At 39.5% G+C, this 20,494-nt stretch carries 18 protein-coding genes; 3 read left to right on the plus strand and 15 right to left on the minus strand.

The window, feature by feature from the left end:
- Positions 1–123: 123 nt before the first annotated feature.
- Together CYTFE_RS0112715 and CYTFE_RS0112720 are read right to left on the minus strand one after the other, a co-directional pair.
- A complete protein-coding gene (locus tag CYTFE_RS0112715) occupies positions 124–1,143 on the minus strand; it encodes an electron transfer flavoprotein subunit alpha/FixB family protein (RefSeq protein ID WP_027472104.1) in 1,020 nt (339 codons plus the stop codon).
- Between the two features lie 91 nt (positions 1,144–1,234).
- Positions 1,235–2,107: an electron transfer flavoprotein subunit beta/FixA family protein gene (locus CYTFE_RS0112720; RefSeq protein WP_027472105.1), complete on the minus strand. Its 873-nt coding sequence runs from the start codon at positions 2,105–2,107 to the stop codon at positions 1,235–1,237.
- Between the two features lie 351 nt (positions 2,108–2,458).
- Between CYTFE_RS0112720 and CYTFE_RS26365 the strand changes: the two genes are divergently transcribed.
- Both CYTFE_RS26365 and CYTFE_RS26370 read left to right on the plus strand, forming a co-directional pair.
- Positions 2,459–2,911: a methionine-R-sulfoxide reductase gene (locus CYTFE_RS26365; RefSeq protein WP_044212738.1), complete on the plus strand. Its 453-nt coding sequence runs from the start codon at positions 2,459–2,461 to the stop codon at positions 2,909–2,911.
- 140 nt (positions 2,912–3,051) lie between these two features.
- Positions 3,052–4,458: a DUF3078 domain-containing protein gene (locus CYTFE_RS26370; RefSeq protein ID WP_052343182.1), complete on the plus strand. Its 1,407-nt coding sequence runs from the start codon at positions 3,052–3,054 to the stop codon at positions 4,456–4,458.
- A 241-nt stretch (positions 4,459–4,699) separates the two neighbouring features.
- Here the strand turns inward: CYTFE_RS26370 and CYTFE_RS0112735 are convergent, their stop codons facing one another.
- From CYTFE_RS0112735 to CYTFE_RS0112785, 10 genes are all read right to left on the minus strand, one after another.
- A complete protein-coding gene (locus CYTFE_RS0112735; protein ID WP_027472106.1) occupies positions 4,700–5,176 on the minus strand; it encodes an NADH-quinone oxidoreductase subunit NuoE family protein in 477 nt (158 codons plus the stop codon).
- 11 nt (positions 5,177–5,187) lie between these two features.
- A complete protein-coding gene (locus CYTFE_RS0112740) occupies positions 5,188–6,969 on the minus strand; it encodes an NADH-dependent [FeFe] hydrogenase, group A6 (protein ID WP_044212735.1) in 1,782 nt (593 codons plus the stop codon).
- A gap of 107 nt (positions 6,970–7,076) precedes the next feature.
- Positions 7,077–8,870 (minus strand): NADH-quinone oxidoreductase subunit NuoF, encoded by a 1,794-nt coding sequence (locus tag CYTFE_RS0112745; RefSeq protein ID WP_027472108.1) that lies wholly within the window; start codon positions 8,868–8,870, stop codon positions 7,077–7,079.
- Between the two features lie 9 nt (positions 8,871–8,879).
- On the minus strand, positions 8,880–9,290 hold the full coding sequence (locus CYTFE_RS0112750) for a (2Fe-2S) ferredoxin domain-containing protein (RefSeq protein WP_027472109.1): 411 nt from the start codon (positions 9,288–9,290) through the stop codon (positions 8,880–8,882).
- 142 nt (positions 9,291–9,432) lie between these two features.
- Positions 9,433–9,978, minus strand: coding sequence for an ATP-binding protein (locus CYTFE_RS0112760; protein ID WP_027472110.1), 546 nt, complete (start codon positions 9,976–9,978; stop codon positions 9,433–9,435).
- Positions 9,979–10,038: 60 nt separating this feature from the next.
- The gene (locus tag CYTFE_RS0112765; protein ID WP_027472111.1) at positions 10,039–10,788 is read right to left on the minus strand and encodes a PHP domain-containing protein; all 750 of its coding nucleotides are present in this window, start codon (positions 10,786–10,788) and stop codon (positions 10,039–10,041) included.
- Between the two features lie 78 nt (positions 10,789–10,866).
- Complete coding sequence (locus tag CYTFE_RS0112770; protein ID WP_027472112.1) at positions 10,867–11,208, minus strand: DRTGG domain-containing protein; 342 nt, start codon at positions 11,206–11,208, stop codon at positions 10,867–10,869.
- Positions 11,195–12,562: a [Fe-Fe] hydrogenase large subunit C-terminal domain-containing protein gene (locus tag CYTFE_RS0112775; protein ID WP_200871302.1), complete on the minus strand. Its 1,368-nt coding sequence runs from the start codon at positions 12,560–12,562 to the stop codon at positions 11,195–11,197. The genes CYTFE_RS0112770 and CYTFE_RS0112775 overlap by 14 nt, the downstream gene beginning before the upstream one ends.
- A 22-nt stretch (positions 12,563–12,584) precedes the next feature.
- Positions 12,585–12,995: an ATP-binding protein gene (locus CYTFE_RS0112780; RefSeq protein ID WP_027472114.1), complete on the minus strand. Its 411-nt coding sequence runs from the start codon at positions 12,993–12,995 to the stop codon at positions 12,585–12,587.
- Between the two features lie 5 nt (positions 12,996–13,000).
- Positions 13,001–13,345: a DRTGG domain-containing protein gene (locus CYTFE_RS0112785; RefSeq protein ID WP_027472115.1), complete on the minus strand. Its 345-nt coding sequence runs from the start codon at positions 13,343–13,345 to the stop codon at positions 13,001–13,003.
- A 409-nt stretch (positions 13,346–13,754) separates the two neighbouring features.
- On the opposite strand from CYTFE_RS0112785, the gene CYTFE_RS26375 reads away from it, so the two are divergent.
- Positions 13,755–14,423: an AlbA family DNA-binding domain-containing protein gene (locus CYTFE_RS26375; RefSeq protein WP_044212731.1), complete on the plus strand. Its 669-nt coding sequence runs from the start codon at positions 13,755–13,757 to the stop codon at positions 14,421–14,423.
- A 24-nt stretch (positions 14,424–14,447) separates the two neighbouring features.
- Here the strand turns inward: CYTFE_RS26375 and CYTFE_RS26380 are convergent, their stop codons facing one another.
- The 3 genes from CYTFE_RS26380 to rpoC all read right to left on the minus strand — a co-directional run bounded on the left by CYTFE_RS26380 (position 14,448) and on the right by rpoC (position 20,466).
- A complete protein-coding gene (locus tag CYTFE_RS26380) occupies positions 14,448–15,629 on the minus strand; it encodes an exo-beta-N-acetylmuramidase NamZ family protein (protein ID WP_052343448.1) in 1,182 nt (393 codons plus the stop codon).
- Between the two features lie 127 nt (positions 15,630–15,756).
- Positions 15,757–16,077 (minus strand): DUF3467 domain-containing protein, encoded by a 321-nt coding sequence (locus CYTFE_RS0112800; RefSeq protein WP_027472116.1) that lies wholly within the window; start codon positions 16,075–16,077, stop codon positions 15,757–15,759.
- Between the two features lie 114 nt (positions 16,078–16,191).
- Entirely contained in the window at positions 16,192–20,466 is a 4,275-nt protein-coding gene (rpoC, locus tag CYTFE_RS0112805) for a DNA-directed RNA polymerase subunit beta' (RefSeq protein ID WP_027472117.1), read from the minus strand.
- Positions 20,467–20,494 lie beyond the last annotated feature (28 nt).

The raw sequence follows: 20,494 nt of genomic DNA on the forward strand, positions 1-20,494 counted from the left end.
ATCATCAATAGTCACATGGAACTCGCCAGTCTTAACCACCTAACTGTATAAGAACGGTGTTCTTATGGTTCGTTTCACCTCCACTGCACAATAATCTTTATCTATCATCACTTTTCTAATCATCTATTTGGTGTTCTTTTTGTATAACTTAATCAGTTTAGGAACGATGTCGTTCACATCGCCATTAATCACATAGTCCGCTATTTTATTAATAGGAGCGGCCGAATCATTATTGATCGCAATGACCATTGACGACTCTTCCATACCTGCTGTATGCTGTATTTGTCCTGAGATACCACAAGCGATATACAATTTAGGGCGCACGGTAACCCCTGTTTGCCCGATTTGTCGTTCATGGTCAGCAAATCCTGCATCCACAGCAGCTCTGGATGCACCTACTTCTGCACCCAACACTTCCGCCAACTGATATAACTGATCAAAGCCCTCTTTAGAACCCATTCCGTAGCCTCCGGCCACCACGATGGAAGAGTTTTTGATATTCACTTTTGATTTTTCCATATGACGTTCCATCACCTTCACCACCAAATCAGCAGGTTTCAGGATACTATCCACGTCAATATTATTCACCTTACCCTTATGGGCTTGGTTATACACCTCCATCTTCATGACTCCTTCACGAACCGTAGCCATCTGTGGGCGACAATCCGGATTAATAATGGTAGCTACAATATTACCACCAAAGGCTGGTCTGATCTGATACAACAAGTTTTTATACTCCTTGCCCGCTTTCTTATCGGCATGATCTCCTATTTCAAGCGCAGTACAGTCTGCCGTCAGTCCGCTTTTAAGAGCTGATGAAACACGAGGTCCTAAATCGCGTCCTAAAGTAGAGGCTCCCAACAAGCATATTTCTGGTTTCTCCTTTTTAAAGAGCTCTACTATGATAGCTGTAAATGGCAGCGTGGTATAAACCTCTAATCGTTTATCATCTCCCACATGCAACACATCAACACCATATGGATAAACCTGTTTTTCAATACCTTTTAAATTATTACCCAGTACCACTGCCTCCAGCTTACAGCTTAAGTCATTGGCCAGAGATCGCCCTTTGGTTAGCAGCTCGAGGCTAACATCAGCTATCTTGCCTTCTTCTATTTCGCAAATTACAAATACGTTACCCATTATTTTAGATTTTTAGATCCTAGACAACAGACCTATAGTCCATTTCTATCACAATCTATTTTAAAAATAAATTAACATCGGATTCTGTATACTATCCGATGGTGTGGTTTTCGATTAACTCCACAATTAATTCTTCCAGTTCATTCTCGCTATTGGAAATAAGTTTTGATTCCTTGGCCTGAAACACCACGTTTTCAATCTTTTTCACTTTTGTGGGAGAACCGGTCAAACCTAACCATTGCATATCGGTTTCTATATCATTGACACTCCACTCCTCTATTTTCAGGTATGGACGATCTGCTGACAAGTCGATATAATCAACGCTTTGATCTTGTGTTTCGGTAATCGTTTTGGCATGCTTATACTTCATAACCCTCTTGGCATTCCTCGGCCTACAATCGGGCGCCGAAGCATTCACTGTGATAAGGCATGGCAAAGGAGCTTCTACCGTCTCCACGCCTCTTTCGAGCCTTCTCAACACAGATATTTTACCATTATCAGCTGCGTTGATCTTCTCGGCATAAGTAATTTGTGGCAAATTTAATTTTTCTGCTACCTGCGGACCTACCTGAGCGGTATCGCCATCAATGGCCTGTCGTCCGGCTATAATAATATCATACGACTTTATCTTTTTGATAGCACATGAGATGGCGTAGGAAGTGGCCAATGTATCTGAACCGGCAAAAGCCCTGTCGGTCAACAAGTATCCTTTATCAGCGCCTCTGTATAATCCTTCGCGAATGACATCAGCTGCGCGTCCCGGCCCCATCGTTAAAATAGTAAGCTCTGATCCCTTATAACGATCCTTTAACCGCAAAGCCTGTTCTAAGGCATTTAAATCCTCTGGATTGAAAATAGCTGGCAATGCAGCACGGTTTACCGTTCCATCTGCCTTCATTGCATCTTTCCCAACATTTCGAGTGTCGGGGACTTGCTTGGCAAGGACAATAATCTTTAATCCCATTTTTATACTGATTTTTTAGGTGAGAAAATTTCTTTTTTGAATGGCTAACAAATTTAGAAAAACCATTGAGACTGGCAACCAAATCCTCATTATTTAAACAAAATCTAAGCAATCAGTGTTACATACACAAGTGTAGGTTCATCCAAACCACAATCCTCCCAAAACAGGCAATCCAATTGAGCTATACAAATTAACAATAAAAAAGTAAGCTTACTGAGAGGTACATTTGATGCAAGCACTAAAAATGAAATTATAATCACATAAAACGAGTCATGAGAATTATTTCGCACACAATGGAATGATTTATTTCGGCGAGTTCCAAATGACCACTGAAAGATAAACTATAAACATATGAAAAAATTGTTATTCATCATATTAACTTGTTCACTAATACTTCATATGGAAGCACAAAAAAAAGAATATAACGCACTCTCTTCAGAAGAAAAAGAAGTAATTTTAAATAAAGGTACAGAAATGCCCTATACAGGTAAGTATACCAACAACAAAGAAAAGGGAACCTATGTATGCAAGCAGTGCGAGTCTCCTTTGTATTATTCCAATTCTAAGTTTGATTCAAACTGTGGTTGGCCTAGTTTCGATGATGAAATAAAGGGAGCGGTAAAAAAGGTTCCCGATGCAGATGGCAGAAGAACAGAGATTATTTGTAATCATTGTCAGGGACACTTGGGACATGTCTTTTTAAACGAAGGTTTTACCTCCAAAAACACCCGTCATTGTGTTAACTCAATATCGTTAATTTTCGTTCCTGACGAGAAAAAATCATCTACCGATGATAAAAAGTAATAATTAATACACCTAAGTTTTTCATATAAGTAAAAAAACAGTTTATTTTTGCACTCATTGGCATGATTTTTCGTAATCAATTATTCGTAAATATCTTTGCTAATAAACGATCTACTAATAAATAACACTGTTTTTTTACAATGAAGTTTTTCCATCATATCCAATCCAGCCTAAGCATATCCTTTATCATCATACTCTTAGCCTACGGTATTCAAGACAACAAAGCACAAACCCTTGATCAAGCGTTTGACATTGCCATCAAAAACATTAAAAAAACGGGTAACCTAAGCGACACCATTAAAAAGCGCAGCGAATATTGGAGTTCATTACATCTGGATCATCGATTTTTCATCGTTGATTCCACCCGTTTTGCTAAAAATCAAATCAGAACCCTTAACCCTGATTATTGGCAATACAAGGATTATGTCATGAGTCTTAAATTTTATCCAAATCCGGATATGGAAATCAAATACAAACCGACACTCATAAAAGAGCAACTCCTTTATACTTCCAAAGGATATTTTGATATACTGAACAAAGGCAGCGATTTCGACCAAATGTTAGGACCTCTATTCAACAGCAAAAAAAAGAATGAGGAATTTTTCATTAACCATCCCAAATTAGTAAAACACGTATGGAAAACAATACCCGAACCTCATCGCCTAATCACCGATAGAAAACACTTAGCAAGACGATCGGCACGCGAAGGAATTGAAAGGCTGCTTTCCGGGAAGGTAGATTCTCCCAATAAGCTTGATAAACGCATCAAGAAAAATGGGCCATGGACAATGAGCGGTATTGAAAATATTCAATTTTCTCAGGCTCATTTAGTAAACTGGGCCAAAGGGGGTGAAAATACAATTGCATTACAGAGTGATTTGTTACTAAAAGCCAACTACAAAAAAGATAAAATTGAATGGGAAAATTACGGTCGTCACAAGGTAGGCATTCTTAGCTCCGAAAGCTACGAAGCTCAGGTCAATACCGATCAGATCACCGCCAACAGCAAATATGGTATCAAAGCTTCACAAAAATGGTACTATAGTGGTGTTTTCGATTTTAAAACACAGTTTTTTAATGGTTACAATAACAAAGACAGAGAAACCATTATTTCAGGTTTTATGTCGCCTGCCTATTTTACATTTGCAATTGGTATGGATTATAAGCCTAATAAAAATTTCACTCTTTTACTATCTCCCATCACATCAAAAATAACCTATGTAAAAGACAATGAAAAGGTAGATCCAACAAGGTATAACGTCGACGAGGACAAACATGCGGCATATAACACGGGTGCATCTATTGTGAACAACCTCAATTGGAATATCTCAACGGAGCTAAACCTAAAGTCACAGCTAGAAGGCTTTATCGGATATGCAGGTAAAGATGCATTAACACAGGTTGACTGGGAATTGACTTTTGACATGAGAATCAATAGATTTCTATCCACAAGGATAAACACCCAGCTAAGGTACTTTACGAATGAGGCCGACAAAAAAATTCAGTTCAAAGAAAACTTTGCAGTCAACTTTAGCTATAAATTTTAAACAAATAAAAACGCTTAGCAACTTTTAACATTTTTTTTACATTTTATCTTTGCTATTCTAAAAATGCCATTTATATTTGCAGTGTAATCAAAAGGAAAACAGAGCATTGCTCATCAAAATATTAAAGAACTTAAATTTTCTCATAGTTTAGGGTTAGGTTTGGTTAAAGATTGAAAGCCGTTGTCAATATTATTTGACAGCGGCTTTCTAATTTTTAAATACTCCATTGTATCAGGCTCTTCTAACTATACTCAGCCAGAATATCTTTTACATCTTCAGGCGCCACGCGACCATATACTTTATCACCCACCGTCACCACAGGAGCTAAGCCACAAGCCCCTACGCAGCGTAAATTACTGATAGAGAATCTACCATCAGGAGTGGTTTCACCCACTTTAATATCCAAAAGACGTTTAAATTCATCCAATACTTTTTCGGCCCCACGCACATAACAGGCAGTACCCATACACACAGAAACAGGATGTTCACCTTTGGGGGTAATGGTAAAAAACGAATAAAAAGTAACCACACCATAAACATGCGCCACATTCACTTTTAGCTCATTGGCCACTAGCTCCTGGACCTCAGCAGGCAAGTAACCAAAAATACCCTGAGCGGCATGCAATACATTAATCAATTCACTTTTATCATATCCAAATTTTTTACACACATCTTTTAATTCCTGCACTTTACTCTCTGCTAATTTTATTTCTGCCATAACATCTAACATTAGTCGTTATTAATTTCCACTTTCTTTTTCTTATCAAAATAATGCGTATGGAGCAATCGGTGAGACAGGGATCCACCAGGCTCTCCCAAATACTCTTGATAGAGCTTCACAATAAATGGATTTTCGTGTGACTTACGAATGGCTTTGCCTGCATCTTCACGATAAATAGCCGCCGCTCTTTTCTTAAGAACACTGGTATCACCATGATGATAAGGTTGTCCTCCTCCTCCAATACACCCTCCGGGACAAGCCATTATTTCTATGGCATGAAAGCTTGACCTACCCGCCTGTACATCCTCCAACAATTTACGGGCATTACCTAGGCCATGTGCAATCCCTATTTTAACAACCAGTCCGTCAAAATCCACTTCGGCAGAGCGGATGCCATCAAAGCCACGCAATACATCAAAGTCCACTTTTGCTAATTTTTTTTGGGTATGTATCTCATAGGCGGTACGCACAGCAGCTTCAATAACACCACCTGTATTGGCAAAGATAACACCAGCACCAGTAGACTCACCCATAGGATTATCAAATACCTCATCATCCAACTCTTCAAAGTTAAGGTTGGCACCTTTTATCATCTGTGCCAGTTCGCGGGTTGAAATAGACAAATCCACATCCGGATTTCCATTGACAGCAAATTCTGGGCGTCCTGACTCATACTTCTTAGCCAAACATGGCATTACAGAAACCACCACCATCTCATCGCGCCGTATCCCCATCTGCTCTGCCAAATAACTCTTAGCGATAGCTCCAAACATTTGCTGTGGCGATTTAGCAGTAGAAGGTACATCCAACAAGTCAGGAAAATTACTTTCGAAAAAATTCACCCAACCCGGACAACAAGAAGTGAGAATAGGCAATTTCACGTCCTTATCACCCGCCAGATGTCTTTTCAAGCGGCTTAACAACTCCGTTCCTTCTTCCATAATGGTAAGGTCAGCTGCAAAATCAGTATCAAATACCTTATCAAAGCCTATTTTTTTTAGGGCAGAAACCATCTTACCCGTCACTAAAGTACCCGGCTCCATACCAAACTCTTCTCCCAGAGCAGCACGAACAGCAGGTGCCGTTTGTACAATTACGGTTTTTAGCGGATCAACCAGCGCTGCAATCACCTTACGGGTATTATCCACCTCCGACAAAGCTCCTGTGGGACATACAGCCACACACTGTCCACAATATGTACAAGTAGATTTCTCCAGATCCATTTCAAAGGCAGGCGCTACCACAGATTGAAACCCCCGATTAATGGCCGATAAACAACCCACCGTTTGCACCTCGTTACACATCATTTCGCACCTACGACACATAATACACTTGTCCACATCACGAATTATCGCCGGAGATTTATCTTCCTTATAGTGCGACTGTTCTCCTTCAAAAGGTATCTCACGTATACCTAACTTCTGTGCCATTGTTTGCAAATCACACTTGCCATTTTTAACACAAGTCAAGCACTCAGCCGGGTGATCTGACAATATCAATTCCATTATTGTACGACGGGCATTGATCACTCTTAATGAGTGAGTATTTACTTTCATACCTTCGGTACATTCCGTTTTACAAGCCGGCGCTAGATTTCTTCGCCCCTCCACCTCAACCACACAAATCCGGCAACCTCCTGGTTTATTCTCCACATTTAAATCGTCCAGTTTCATATGACACAAAGTAGGTACATCAACCCCTACCGATTTTGCGGCCTCCACCAAAGTAGTTCCTCTTTGGACCTCTACTTGTTTATTATCTATATTTAATTTTACGATATCCTTTTTCATCTGTATAAATTTATCTTTCAATGGTCAAATGGAACACATCCGAATGAATCATTCACCTGTGTGTCCTATTATTTACCCTAGCCATGCCAGTTTTATATGAATAAAAATTACTGGATACTGATCGCGTTAAACTTACATTTTGCCATACAAGCCCCACACTTTATACAAACCGTTGTATCAATAACATGAGGCTGCTTTTTATCTCCCACAATAGCATCCACCGGACAAACACGAGCGCACAAAGTACACCCCACACAATATTGTGGATCAATTACATACGACATCAACGATTTGCACTGACCCGCAGGACATTTACCATCCTTAATATGCGCCAAATATTCATGACCAAAATTATCTAGGGTAGAAAGCACTGGGTTAGGAGAAGTCTGTCCCAAACCACAAAGGGAGGTATCTTTGATGACATTACTGAGGTTTCGCAAGATATCCAAATCCTCTTCCGTTCCCTTTCCCTTAGTAATTTTATCCAATATTTCATACAAACGCTTGTTACCTATTCTGCACGGAGCACATTTACCACAAGATTCCTCCACCGTAAAGTCAAGATAGAATTTCGCCACTGACACCATACAATCATCTTCGTCCATAACAATCATACCTCCTGACCCCATCATAGAACCCGAGACGATCAAATTATCGTAATCAATGGGCACATCCAAATGTTTCTCCGTCAAGCAACCTCCAGATGGTCCTCCGGTCTGAACCGATTTAAACTTTTTACCATCCTTGATGCCTCCTCCTATATCAAAAATAACTTCCCGCAAAGTAATACCCATAGGCACTTCTATTAAACCAACATTATTAATTTTTCCAGCCAGTGCAAAAACCTTGGTTCCTTTACTCTTTTCGGTGCCTATAGATGAGAACCACTGGGCTCCATTATTAATAATAGCCGGTATATTCGCAAAGGTTTCCACATTATTTACATTTGTTGGCTTCCCTTTATAACCACTAACCGAAGGAAACGGTGGTTTAACCGTTGGTTCACCGCGCAAACCTTCCATGGAATGAATCAAAGATGTTTCCTCTCCACACACAAATGCACCTGCTCCATACCGTAGCTCCACGTCAAAATTAAAACCAGTACCAAAGATATTTTCTCCCAATACTCCGAGGTCACGGGCCTGTCCTATAGCTATTTTCAACCGTTCGATAGCTAGGGGATATTCGGCACGAATATAGATAAGTCCCTTATCTCCTCCTATACAGTATGCACATATGGCCATGGCTTCCAACACAGAGTGAGGATCACCTTCCAGGATAGAACGATCCATAAATGCACCGGGATCGCCTTCATCGGCATTACACACCACATATTTCTCATCGCCGTGTACCTTGCTGGTAATCTCCCATTTTAAGCCTGTGGGAAAACCTCCCCCTCCACGACCTCTCAACCCTGAGTCTTTTACTATTTCAATAGCTTCCTCTGGTGTCATATCCGTCAACACCTTACCCAATGCAGCATAGCCATCACGAGCAATATATTCATCAATATTCTCCGGGTTAATAAAACCACAGTTACGCAAAGCAATACGAATCTGTTTTTTATAGAAACCCATATGCTTTGAATCAGAGACATGCTCTTTTGTTTCCGGATCCATATATAATAAACGTTCCACCTTACGCCCCTTCACTAAGTGCTCTGAAATGATTTCCCCTGCATCCGCAGGTTTTACCTGCACATAAAATGTATTATCAGGAATTATTTTAACGATAGGTCCTTTCTCACAAAAACCGAAGCAACCAGTACGCACCACTTGAATTTCTTTCTCCATACTATTGTCAACAATAGCTTGCTTAAGATTTTCGACAATAGCTTCACTTTGTGAAGTACGACATCCCGTACCTCCACAAACCAAAATATGATTTATAAACTTGGCCATGGTTTCCTTTTACTTTAAGTTATCTTTTGAGTTAGGCATGATGTAAGCTGCTGGAATTATTCCATCCACCAATTCACCTCCCACAATATACCTGGCAATAATTTCTTTCGCTTTTTTCACGTCCACATGGCCATACACCACAGGATCAGCACCTGGGATATGCACTTCTATAGTTGGTTCAGAATGACAATACCCCATACATCCTGTCTGAGTAACTACGGCATCAACACCCTGCTTATCCAACTCTTCAATCAGATAAGACATAGTTTCCTTCGCTCCCGAAGCAATGCCACAGGTTGCCATGGAGACCTTTATCTGAACCACCTTTTCCGGACGGCTACTATTTTCGCGCAAGCTAATCTTCTCTTGAAGATTCTCACGCATCCTTTTTAGATCATCTAAGGTTTTTACTTGTGCCATAATTTTCTCCATTATAGTTTGTAAATCTTCTTCTCACACTCAAATCTCATAAAATATTCATATGCCCAACAAATCATCATCATGCCTATCCAACAATTTGCTCCAACCATGTCCACAAAAAAGGACTCTCCTGTTCCTTTCATCACTTCACCCCCATTACAATCAGGTTCTCACGAATCATTTCTTGCATAAAATTGGATATTCCCACATCTGACACGGGCACTCCATCGAGTATTTTTTTTACGTCTCGGCTATCAAATTTGAATACTTCCTGATCACATTGATGGGTATATATAAAATCCACCTTAGGATTTCCAGATACCACCATACCAATAGTTCCTCCCAGATCACCCAATGGTGGTCTATCAATGTGCGAATAAACAAAAGAAGCTTTAAGCTGTGTTCCCTTGCCCGGCTCTGATTCAATCACTAAGTCACCTCCCGTCAATTGGGTATTTTGTTTTAACAAAGGAATACCCAAGCCCACTTTACGTGTTTTTCTGGAAGTAAAAAAAGGATCTAGAGCCATTTTAGCCATTTGCGCATCCATTCCACAGCCGTCATCCTCCACCTTCAATATCAATAAATCCCGAACACGATCCTCTACAATAGCTATTTTCACCAAAGAAGCTCCAGCTCTCACCGAATTTCCGATAATATCTAATATGTGCATCGATATGTCACGCATATTGTCCTCCTTTTTCAATCGATAGTTTCATAGTCCATGCTCATTTATAGATATGAAAAATCATAAATTTTCAATATCCATCACCTTTCTACCCGCTTCTCCTTTTAAAGCCATTCTTATTTCCTTAAACGAAGGTCTCTTTAACACCATGGTGGTAAAACGACTTCCAATCTGACTTAACATATGGGCATCCGAACTCGCTATTTTCGTGTAATTTTTCACCCAGCCATGCACATACTCCAATTTACCTATCTCAACATGCGCACTCACTTCCACACCATCAACCGGTATATCCGGCGGCAAAAAGCCCAGCTGACTGATGACGCTAAATCTTAACTTATCAATATGAGCTGGAATAAACAATCCGTCCATCTTTCTCACTTGAGCAGCTACCTGATCTATGGAGACATCCAGTCCTACAATCAACAGTCTCTCTTCTTCGCCAACAATATGATTATCCCGATCCACCCATACCTGATCCCCAAACAACACTGGTTTATTTTTAACCATTGGCAGATGCAAATCCAGATATTCTTGAAACAGGTCCAGCTTTTCAATATTTTCAAAGAACACAAGACAGTGCACCTCTTCCTTTGTATTCACCTCGACACCACACAAAACCGTTAGTCCAAGCTCCTGTCCTAAGTCTTTAACCACTGCACATTGTCGGGTACTATTATGATCAGCAATACCGATAACATCTAATTTTTCTTCCAAGGCTTTTCTAATGATGGCCTCAGGACTCATCTCCAGCTCTGCACATGGCGAAAGCACAGTATGAATATGTAAATCGACCCGATAGCTATTCATTTTATCACCATTTTAAAAAAGCCTACTTAGTATGAGAAAAAACAATTATTTCAATCCATCCCCTTCAGGTATCTACACCTATTCTCTATTTTTCATCAAGTCATACAGTAAGCCAGCTATTTCAAAAGTTTGCAAATGCGTACCCAAAATTGGAATCCCCTCCTTATTGCTTTGATCGATGGTGGCCTGTTCAGGCCTATAACCCTTCACTAAAACCACAGCCGCCACTTCTTTAAGCGAAGCAATGGCCATAATATTCTTATGTGTTTGCAGGGTTATCCACAATTCATCTTCCTTCACATTACCCATCACATCGCTCATCAAATCTGACACATACGCACCTGTCACTTTTTTTTGAAGTCCTTGTTCCCCACAAAAGACCTTTAAGTTGAGTTGTCCAACCAAATCACATACCCTCATTTTTTGCTCCTATTTTCTTACAATCCTTATCCAACCTATCCCTTCCCCATGTTCTTTCTATAATTCGTATTGCATGTTCACTACTCAATTTTTTATTTTTCTCCATCATCCGTTGTAAAAACACACAGTTAGAGAGGTTCGCTTTTTTTTGCACAATATCTTCAGCCAATGCTTGACACCCCGGCGATCCACAAGCCCCACAATCAATACCTGGCAAATAACACATTAAATTACGAATACGCTCCATCTTCTTCAGTGCTTCCTGAAAATCCTGATCTAAGGAAATCGTCGGAAGCGGATCTATCTTACTGACAAACAGATTTCGGTCCTCAATAATTTCCGCATACTCTTTCCAGTCCACATCTCCTGCTACACTCTCAAGCTGATAAGCTCTTCTTTTCATTCTATCAACCGTCATAAAACGATTTCCATGCAACAACACCCCACCAGCACAGCCTTGATCACAGGCTCTCAATTCCAGATAATCCACTGTTGGTATTTCATCATTTTCCAAGCGTTCCAAAAATTCTATTACATTATGAATTTCATCCACAGCCAAACATCTTCCTTTCATATTATCAGCCTCGCCGCGTGTCAAACTCCATTGAATGGCTTTGCTCGAAAGATGCGGCAATATGGGTAACTCACGGTCTCTATCCTTGTTATTTTTAATCTTAGCATAGAGTTTATTATAAAGATAACGCATATTAATCACTCCATTGATCACGGCCCCTTGATCTTCGCTCCAACCTTTTATAGCTGCAATTTTAGCCGCACAAGGTGTCACATAAAAAATTCCAATTTGACAATCTGGTACACCTTGGTTCTGGAGCATTTTCCGATAGAAAGCTGCCGAGGCATCTACCGGTGGTTTAACAGAAGCAATATGATCAATTAAAGCTGGAAAACGAACCTGTATCAATCTCATCACTGAAGGACAAAAAGTGGAGATCAATGGTTTCTCATTGTTAATCTTCATTTGCTCATCCATAAGTTCATTAATCACGTCTACCATAAATTCAGCCTGAAAAACATGGGTAAAACCAAGCTCTTTCATCATACTAAATATCTCTTCTTCACTAACGTAAGTAGGAAACTGGCCAGTAAATACTGCAGGAACCAAGGCAATACGACATTGATATTCAAAAATATTATCCAAGTCATCCTGCTCCACATAAATAGCATCCACAGGACAAGCCTTTAAACACTCACCACAATCGATACACCGCTTCTTCAATATCAAAGCTTTTCCATCACTTATACGAACGGCATCAGTAGGACACACATTCATGCAATGTGTACAACCATAACAAATATCTTTGTCGACCTTTAGGGCGTGATATATTTGTATCATCTTCATTCAGACTATCAACATTCTACAGATAAGTTTTCATTTCAACGATGGTTCCATGATCCACTTCACTACTTACATTTAGCTCGTCCACGTTTTTCTTTATATTAGGTAACCCCATCCCTGCACCGAACCCCATCTCCCTAACCTTAGGAGACGCAGTAGAAAAACCCTCCTTCATAGCTAATTCAATATCTGGAATTCCAGGTCCTTTATCATCCAACACAATCTCTATATATTCCGGCGTAATATTAACACGTATTATGCCCTTATAGGCATGTGCTACAATATTTACTTCAGCCTCATATAAAGCAACCACCGTACGTTTAACAATTTTTGGATGAACATTTAGTTGCTTCAATATTTTTTTCACTGCGCTGGAAGCATTCCCTGCCTTGCCAAAATCCCCTCCATCCACTTCATAAATAAATTCCATGGCGCTTAATAAACAGGTGATAATCCGGCAGTAAACAACTTACCTACCGCATTATACATAGAATACCTACACTGCAACACCACCACCCCTTCTTCCTTGGCCAAGGCCAACATTTCCGGCGTCACTTTCTTATTTCGTACAAACACAATACAATTTATATCTGCCATTTCAACAGTTCTAATTGTTTGCATATTAGCCAGACCTGTTACCAATACCATCTTATCAGTATCCAGTGTAAGCACATCACTCATTAAATCGCTGGCAAATCCACAAGTTATTTCATCATCCATGTTGGAATCACCACACACTATTTCGGCATCCAGAATAGCAACAATTTCCTTTATTTTCATTGAATGAGGCTTAAGTAAAATCCAACCCTATTTATTATCATTAATTAATGATTTTTTTCAATAATTAACTACAAAATACAATGTATGAATTGAAAAAAAAAAGCAGAATATCAGCAAATGGCAATACATAATAAGTCTAAATAAGACTTAACCAAGAAGATAGGCATAGCATTAGACAACGCAGGCATAAATAGTCTTTGCAAGACAACTCCAAATACTGCGTTATTCTCATTTTTGAAACAGTCATTTACAATCAATAAACTCCCTTGGTTTCAAAAATATCTACAGCCTTGTCTTTGAAGCTTTCTTATCAAAGACAGAAAAAACAGTCGTTTTCTTGCAGCCACTAAATAAGTGATCCCAAAACAATATCACTTAAAAACTTTATTTTTGCAACAAAGAATAAAGAATGATAAACAAAGAGCTTCAACGAAAAATAGACGAGGGGGAACACCAACAACAGGACTTTAAATATGCCATCAATGACTCTAAGAAGATAGCGCGTTCATTGGCTGCCTTTGCCAATACGGATGGAGGCTGTTTACTTGTAGGCGTAAAGGACAATGGGAAAATAGCAGGTATTTCGTCCGAAGAAGAATTTTATATGATTGAAGCAGCGGCACAGATGTATTGCAGACCACCTGTTGAATTTGAAACCTTGGAATGGCAAAGCGATGGAAAAACTGTACTTGAAATAAAAATTCCTAAAAGTGCAAACAAACCACACAAAGCCCCGACTAAAGATGGCAAATACATGGTATATGTGAGGGTTGAAGACCAAAACTTATTAGCTAACAAAATACTGTTGGAGTACTGGAAGGCGCAGCAAAAAAACAAAAGCCATTTACTCCGCTTTAATAAACCGGAGAAATTTTTATTACAATTCCTTTCTAATCATGATTCAATAACACTTAGCCGCTTTCAGAAACAGGCGAACATACCAAGATTTAGGGCAGAAAGAATATTAGTAAGTCTACTGTGTATGCGTATAATTCAGATTCACATTACAGAGAAACAAGTATTTTATACCTTGTCAGAGAATCTGGATAAACACCACACCCCCTATGATAGAAATTAAGGATGAAACAGGTATAGTAAGGAACTACTCAGCCATCGGGTATAACAAATACTTTTCCCTTAATTTTGCATACTTTTGCAAAGCAGGCTTCCATTTTATTCGAATGGCATCCTCCGACAAACCAGCCTGAATATCCTTAAGTAACTGGTCATCTCCTGCCAATAAATTAAACCAACGGTCATTTAATCCAAACCCATCATCTTGTCCGAACTGCTTATAGAAAGAGATAAAATAAGAAAGGGTAAAACGGTGTGCCAAATCACCTTGTCTAAGATCAATACCGAAGCACTTCTTACCTCTCTGCGGAGGATTTTTTGCCATACCCACAATACTTTGTGGCATAAAAATGAAATCTCCCGCAGCACTATCGGGATATCCTATCACTTGAAACGGGAAATAAGTACCTCGTCCAACACTCACCTTTGTAGCCTCAAAGAAACATAGCGACGGATAAAGACGAATAGCACGATTATTTGGAAGATTAGGAGACGGTTTAAGTGGTAAAACATAAGGCAAGCTATGCTTCCAGTTTTTAACTTTAATCACTTCCAAAGGACATCTTTGAGCTTCGGCTAACCAGCCTTCACCATTGATCATTAGAGCCAGTTCTCCAACTGTTAAACCATGAACCACAGGAATAGGATGCATCCCTACGAAAGATCGGAATGCGGGCTTCAGAATAGGACCATCAAAGTAATCACCATTGGGGTTTGGCCGGTCAAGCACCAGCATCTTAGTAGACGTTTCGGCACAGGCTTCCATCATATAATGCATTGAACTGATATAGGTATAAAACCTAACTCCCACATCTTGAATATCAAAAACAACCACGTCAAGATCTTCCAGTTGCTCTTTTGTTGGCTTTTTATGATCACCATATAACGAAACAATAGAAATACCTGTTTGAAGATCCACTTCACTTTTTACTGACTCACCTGCATCATGCTTTCCTCTAAAACCATGTTCTGGTGCGAATATTCTGGTGACTCGAATGCCTTGGCTAAGCAGGGTATCCAATAAATGAGTTCTTTCCACCAACGAAGAATGATTCACCAATAAACCTACCTTTTTACCCTTTAACAGATAAAGATAATCTTCAAAACAAGCAGCTGCTGGTTGAATCTTCTTTATTATAGCTTTCTCTCCTTGCGCTGAACAAGAAAAATCACAAAAAAGAATCACAATAAATATAAATATTCGAAACATAAAAATGCGCACTATAAATTCATAAAAAGCATTCATTCCCTACCATCCACAAAGTAGTCCTACCCTTAAACCCCATTGATGCATTAGAAGATATATTACTAAGTTCTAATGCATCCGAGTTAAAAAATCACGCTTGGGGCGTAGATCCGAAATTCATCGGAATATTACCTCCAGGTTGTCCTTCATCAATATTTTTAATAGGCCCATGCATGGCTTCATAACGTTTTATATTATCCTGTAAAGCCATCATTAACCTTTTAGCATGTTCAGGTGTAACAACCACCCTTGATTTCACCTGAGCTTTAGGCAGTCCCGGCATCACACGGATAAAATCCATCACAAATTCCGATGCTGAGTGCGTTATAACAGCTAGGTTAGAATAAATCCCCTGTCCTACCTCTTCATTTAATTCAATATTCAACTGATTCTTGTTTTTTTTATCTTCCATTTTACTTCGATTACAAATTATAAATCATTCTAAAATATATAATTTATTTACCATTGCATAAAAAAAGGGAAGCATAAAAAATACTTCCCTTAAATTTATATGAATTAGAATAAACTATTCTTGTTCTTCTTCCACTACTTTATTCTCCACCAATCTATCATACTCATCCTTAGAACCCACTACCAGATTTTTAAGAGCTCTCTGACCTGTTCCGGCAGGAATCAAGTGGCCACAGATTACGTTTTCTTTCAATCCTTCTAGTAAATCTACTTTACCAGAGATAGCAGCTTCATTCAATACTTTGGTTGTTTCCTGGAAGGAAGCAGCCGACATAAAGCTCTTGGTTTGAAGCGCAGCTCTTGTAATACCCTGTAGAATTTGGCTGGAAGTAGCAGGAATGGCATCTCTAGACTCCACTAGCTTAAGATCTTTTCGTTTCAGCTGAGAATTTTCATCTCTTAAACGACGAGCTGTAACAATCTGACCAGCCTTTAAGTTTTCAGAATCACCCGGATCCACTACGACTTTTTTATCGAAGATATCATCATTTTCATGCATGAACTCCAACTTGTCAACAATTTGTTTTTCCAAGAATTTAGTATCACCCGGATCCACAATATTTACTTTACGCATCATCTGACGAACGATGATTTCAAAGTGCTTATCATTGATCTTCACTCCCTGCAGACGGTAAACATCCTGTACTTCGTTCACAATATACTCTTGTACAGCCGTAGGTCCCATGATATGAAGAATATCAGAAGGAGTTGTAGCTCCATCAGACAATGGAATACCGGCACGCACATAATCATTTTCTTGTACCAAGATCTGTTTAGAAAGAGGAACCAGGTATTTCTTCACCTGACCATTCTTAGAAGTAACAATAATTTCGCGGTTACCCCGTTTAATCTTACCAAATGTCACCTCGCCATCAATCTCAGAAACTACAGCCGGATTAGAAGGATTACGAGCCTCAAAGAGTTCTGTTACCCTTGGAAGACCCCCTGTAATATCACCAGCTTTACCAACTGCTCTAGGGATTTTAGAAACAATCTCACCTACTTTTACTTTTTGGCCTTCTTCCACTGAGACGTGCGCCCCAACCGGTAGGTTAAAAGTTTTAAGAATCTCACCAGAATCATCAACAATCCTCAAAGCAGGGTTTTTGGTTTTATCCCTGGTTTCAATGATAACCTTTTCCTTAAATCCTGTTTGTTCATCAGATTCTTCTTTGTAAGTGATACCATCAAGCATATTATCAAAGCTTACGGAACCAGATTTTTCAGATACGATTACCGCATTGTAAGGATCCCATTCTGAGATTAAATCTCCAGACTTAACTTCAGTTCCGTTTTTAACAAACAATTTAGAACCATAAGTAATCGGTTGATTAGCCAATGCAATACCTGTATTCTTATCTATGATACGTAATTCAGCCAAACGACCAATGACGATATCCACATCTCTTCCTTCTTCATCTTTAGTAGGAACAGTACGTAGCTCATCTATTTCTATGATACCATCATACTTAGCTGTGATACTACTTTCTGTAGAGATATTACCTGCTGTACCCCCAACGTGGAAAGTACGAAGCGTAAGCTGTGTTCCTGGCTCTCCAATAGACTGAGCAGCAATAACACCTACAGCTTCTCCAATATGAACAAAGTTACCTGTGGCAAGGTTACGTCCATAACATTTGGCACATACCCCTACTTTAGATTCACATGTCAATACTGAACGAATTCCAACCCTTTCCAGCGGAGAATCATTTAATATCTTAGCTTTTTCTTCATCAATTTCTTCACCTGATTTTACAATCAACTCACCCGTTGATGGATGATAAACATCATGTACCGAAACACGACCCAAAATCCGTTCATAAAGAGTGGCAACAATATCCTCGTTATTTTTAACATCCGAAGCCGAGAGCCCTCTTAATGTACCACAATCGTCCTCTGTAATGATAACATCCTGAGACACATCCACTAAACGACGGGTCAAATACCCGGCATCCGCTGTCTTAAGTGCCGTATCCGCAAGACCCTTACGAGCACCGTGAGTAGAAATAAAGTATTCCAGTACAGATAGACCCTCTTTAAAGTTAGAAAGAATTGGGTTTTCAATAATCTGTCCACCGGTAGCACCTGATTTTTGAGGTTTAGCCATCAGTCCCCTCATACCAGACAGCTGACGAATCTGTTCTTTAGAACCCCTTGCTCCAGAATCAAGCATCATATAAACAGAGTTAAATCCTTGTTGATCGGAACTTAACTGAGTCATCAGAGTATTCGTCAAACGTGCATTTACATGCGTCCAGATATCAATGATCTGATTGTAACGTTCGTTGTTCGTGATGAATCCCATATTATAGTTATTCAACACTTCCTCTACTTCGGCATATCCCTCTTCCACCATTTTATTTTTGGCTTCCGGAATAATTACATCACCCAAGTTAAACGACAGTCCACCTTCGAATGCCATTCGGTAACCCAGGTTTTTAATATCATCAAGGAAAGCAGCCGTACGCGGAGTACCACATATTTTCTGTACTTTACCAATGATATCACGTAAGGCCTTCTTAGTCAATACATCGTTAATAAAACCTGCTTCTCTTGGTGCAAATTCATTAAACAAGATACGACCTACCGTAGACTCTATTATTTGAATTTCAGGAACACCATCTTTATTCAGATCGTAACCTTTAACTTTCACATTCGCGTGTAAATCAACAACTCCTTCATTATAGGCAATTTTCACCTCTTCCAAGTCATAGAAAGTCAGTCCTTCACCTCTGGCGCCTTCACGTGCTTTAGTCATGTAATACAGACCCAAAACCATATCCTGAGAAGGTACTGTTACGGGAGCACCATTGGCGGGGTTAAGAATATTCTGCGAACCCAACATCAACATTTGTGCTTCCAGGATGGCTGCATTACCAAGAGGTAAGTGAACTGCCATCTGGTCACCATCAAAGTCAGCATTAAAAGCCGAACAAGCCAAGGGGTGTAACTGAATTGCCTTACCCTCAATTAACTTAGGCTGGAAGGCTTGAATACCCAAACGGTGAAGAGTAGGAGCCCGGTTCAACATAACAGGGTGTCCTTTCAGTACGTTTTCAAGAATATCCCATACGACAGGATCTTTTCTATCCACGATTTTTTTTGCGGACTTCACTGTTTTAACAATACCACGCTCGATGAGCTTTCTAATTACAAAAGGCTTATATAACTCAGCGGCCATTCCCTTAGGAATACCACACTCGTGCATTTTCAACTCTGGACCAACCACAATAACCGAACGAGCCGAATAATCAACCCTCTTACCTAACAGGTTTTGACGGAAACGACCTTGCTTACCTTTTAAGCTATCACTTAGTGATTTCAAAGGTCGGTTAGCATCCGTTTTAACGGCATTGGCTTTACGCGAGTTATCAAACAACGAATCAACCGACTCCTGAAGCATACGTTTTTCATTACGTAATATAACTTCCGGTGCTTTAATTTCGATCAATCTTTTTAGACGGTTATTTCTAATGATAACCCTACGGTAAAGGTCATTCAAATCGGAAGTAGCAAACCTACCTCCATCCAATGGCACCAGAGGACGCAGTTCAGGTGGAATAACAGGAACCACTTTTACGATCATCCATTCAGGACGATTTCGTCCCACAGACTCACGGAATGACTCAACAACCTGAAGACGTTTCAGCGCTTCGTTTTTACGTTGCTGCGACGTTTCGGTATTGGCTTTATGTCTAAGGTCATAGGATAAACTATCCAAATCCAGTCTTGACAAAATCATGTGCAGCGCATCCGCTCCCATTTTGGCAATAAACTTATTAGGATCGTCATCCTCTAAATATTGATTTTCTTTAGGAAGTGTCTCTAGTATATCCAGGTACTCCTCTTCCGTTAAGAAATCCATATACTTAATTCCATCCTCTTCTTTGATACCCGCTTGTATAACTACATAGCGTTCATAATAAACGATGGAATCTAATTTTTTAGTTGGCAATCCTAACAAGTAACCAATTTTATTAGGAAGCGATTTAAAGTACCAGATATGGGCCACGGGAACAACCAAAGAGATATGTCCCATTCTTTCGCGACGTACTTTCTTCTCTGTAACCTCGACTCCACATCGGTCACAAACAATACCGCGATATCTGATTCTTTTATATTTACCACAGTGACACTCATAATCCTTCACAGGACCAAATATTCTTTCGCAGAATAACCCGTCACGTTCAGGTTTATAAGTTCTATAGTTGATGGTCTCCGGTTTAAGAACCTCACCGCTTGATCTTTCTAAAATTTCTTCTGGTGAAGCTAATCCGATAGAGATTTTTGTAAAATTACTCTTTACTTTCGTATCTCTTCTGAATGCCATATGTCGACTTCTATTAAATTTAAAACAA

Source organism: Saccharicrinis fermentans DSM 9555 = JCM 21142 (assembly GCF_000517085.1).
GTDB classification, from domain to species: domain Bacteria; phylum Bacteroidota; class Bacteroidia; order Bacteroidales; family Marinilabiliaceae; genus Saccharicrinis; species Saccharicrinis fermentans.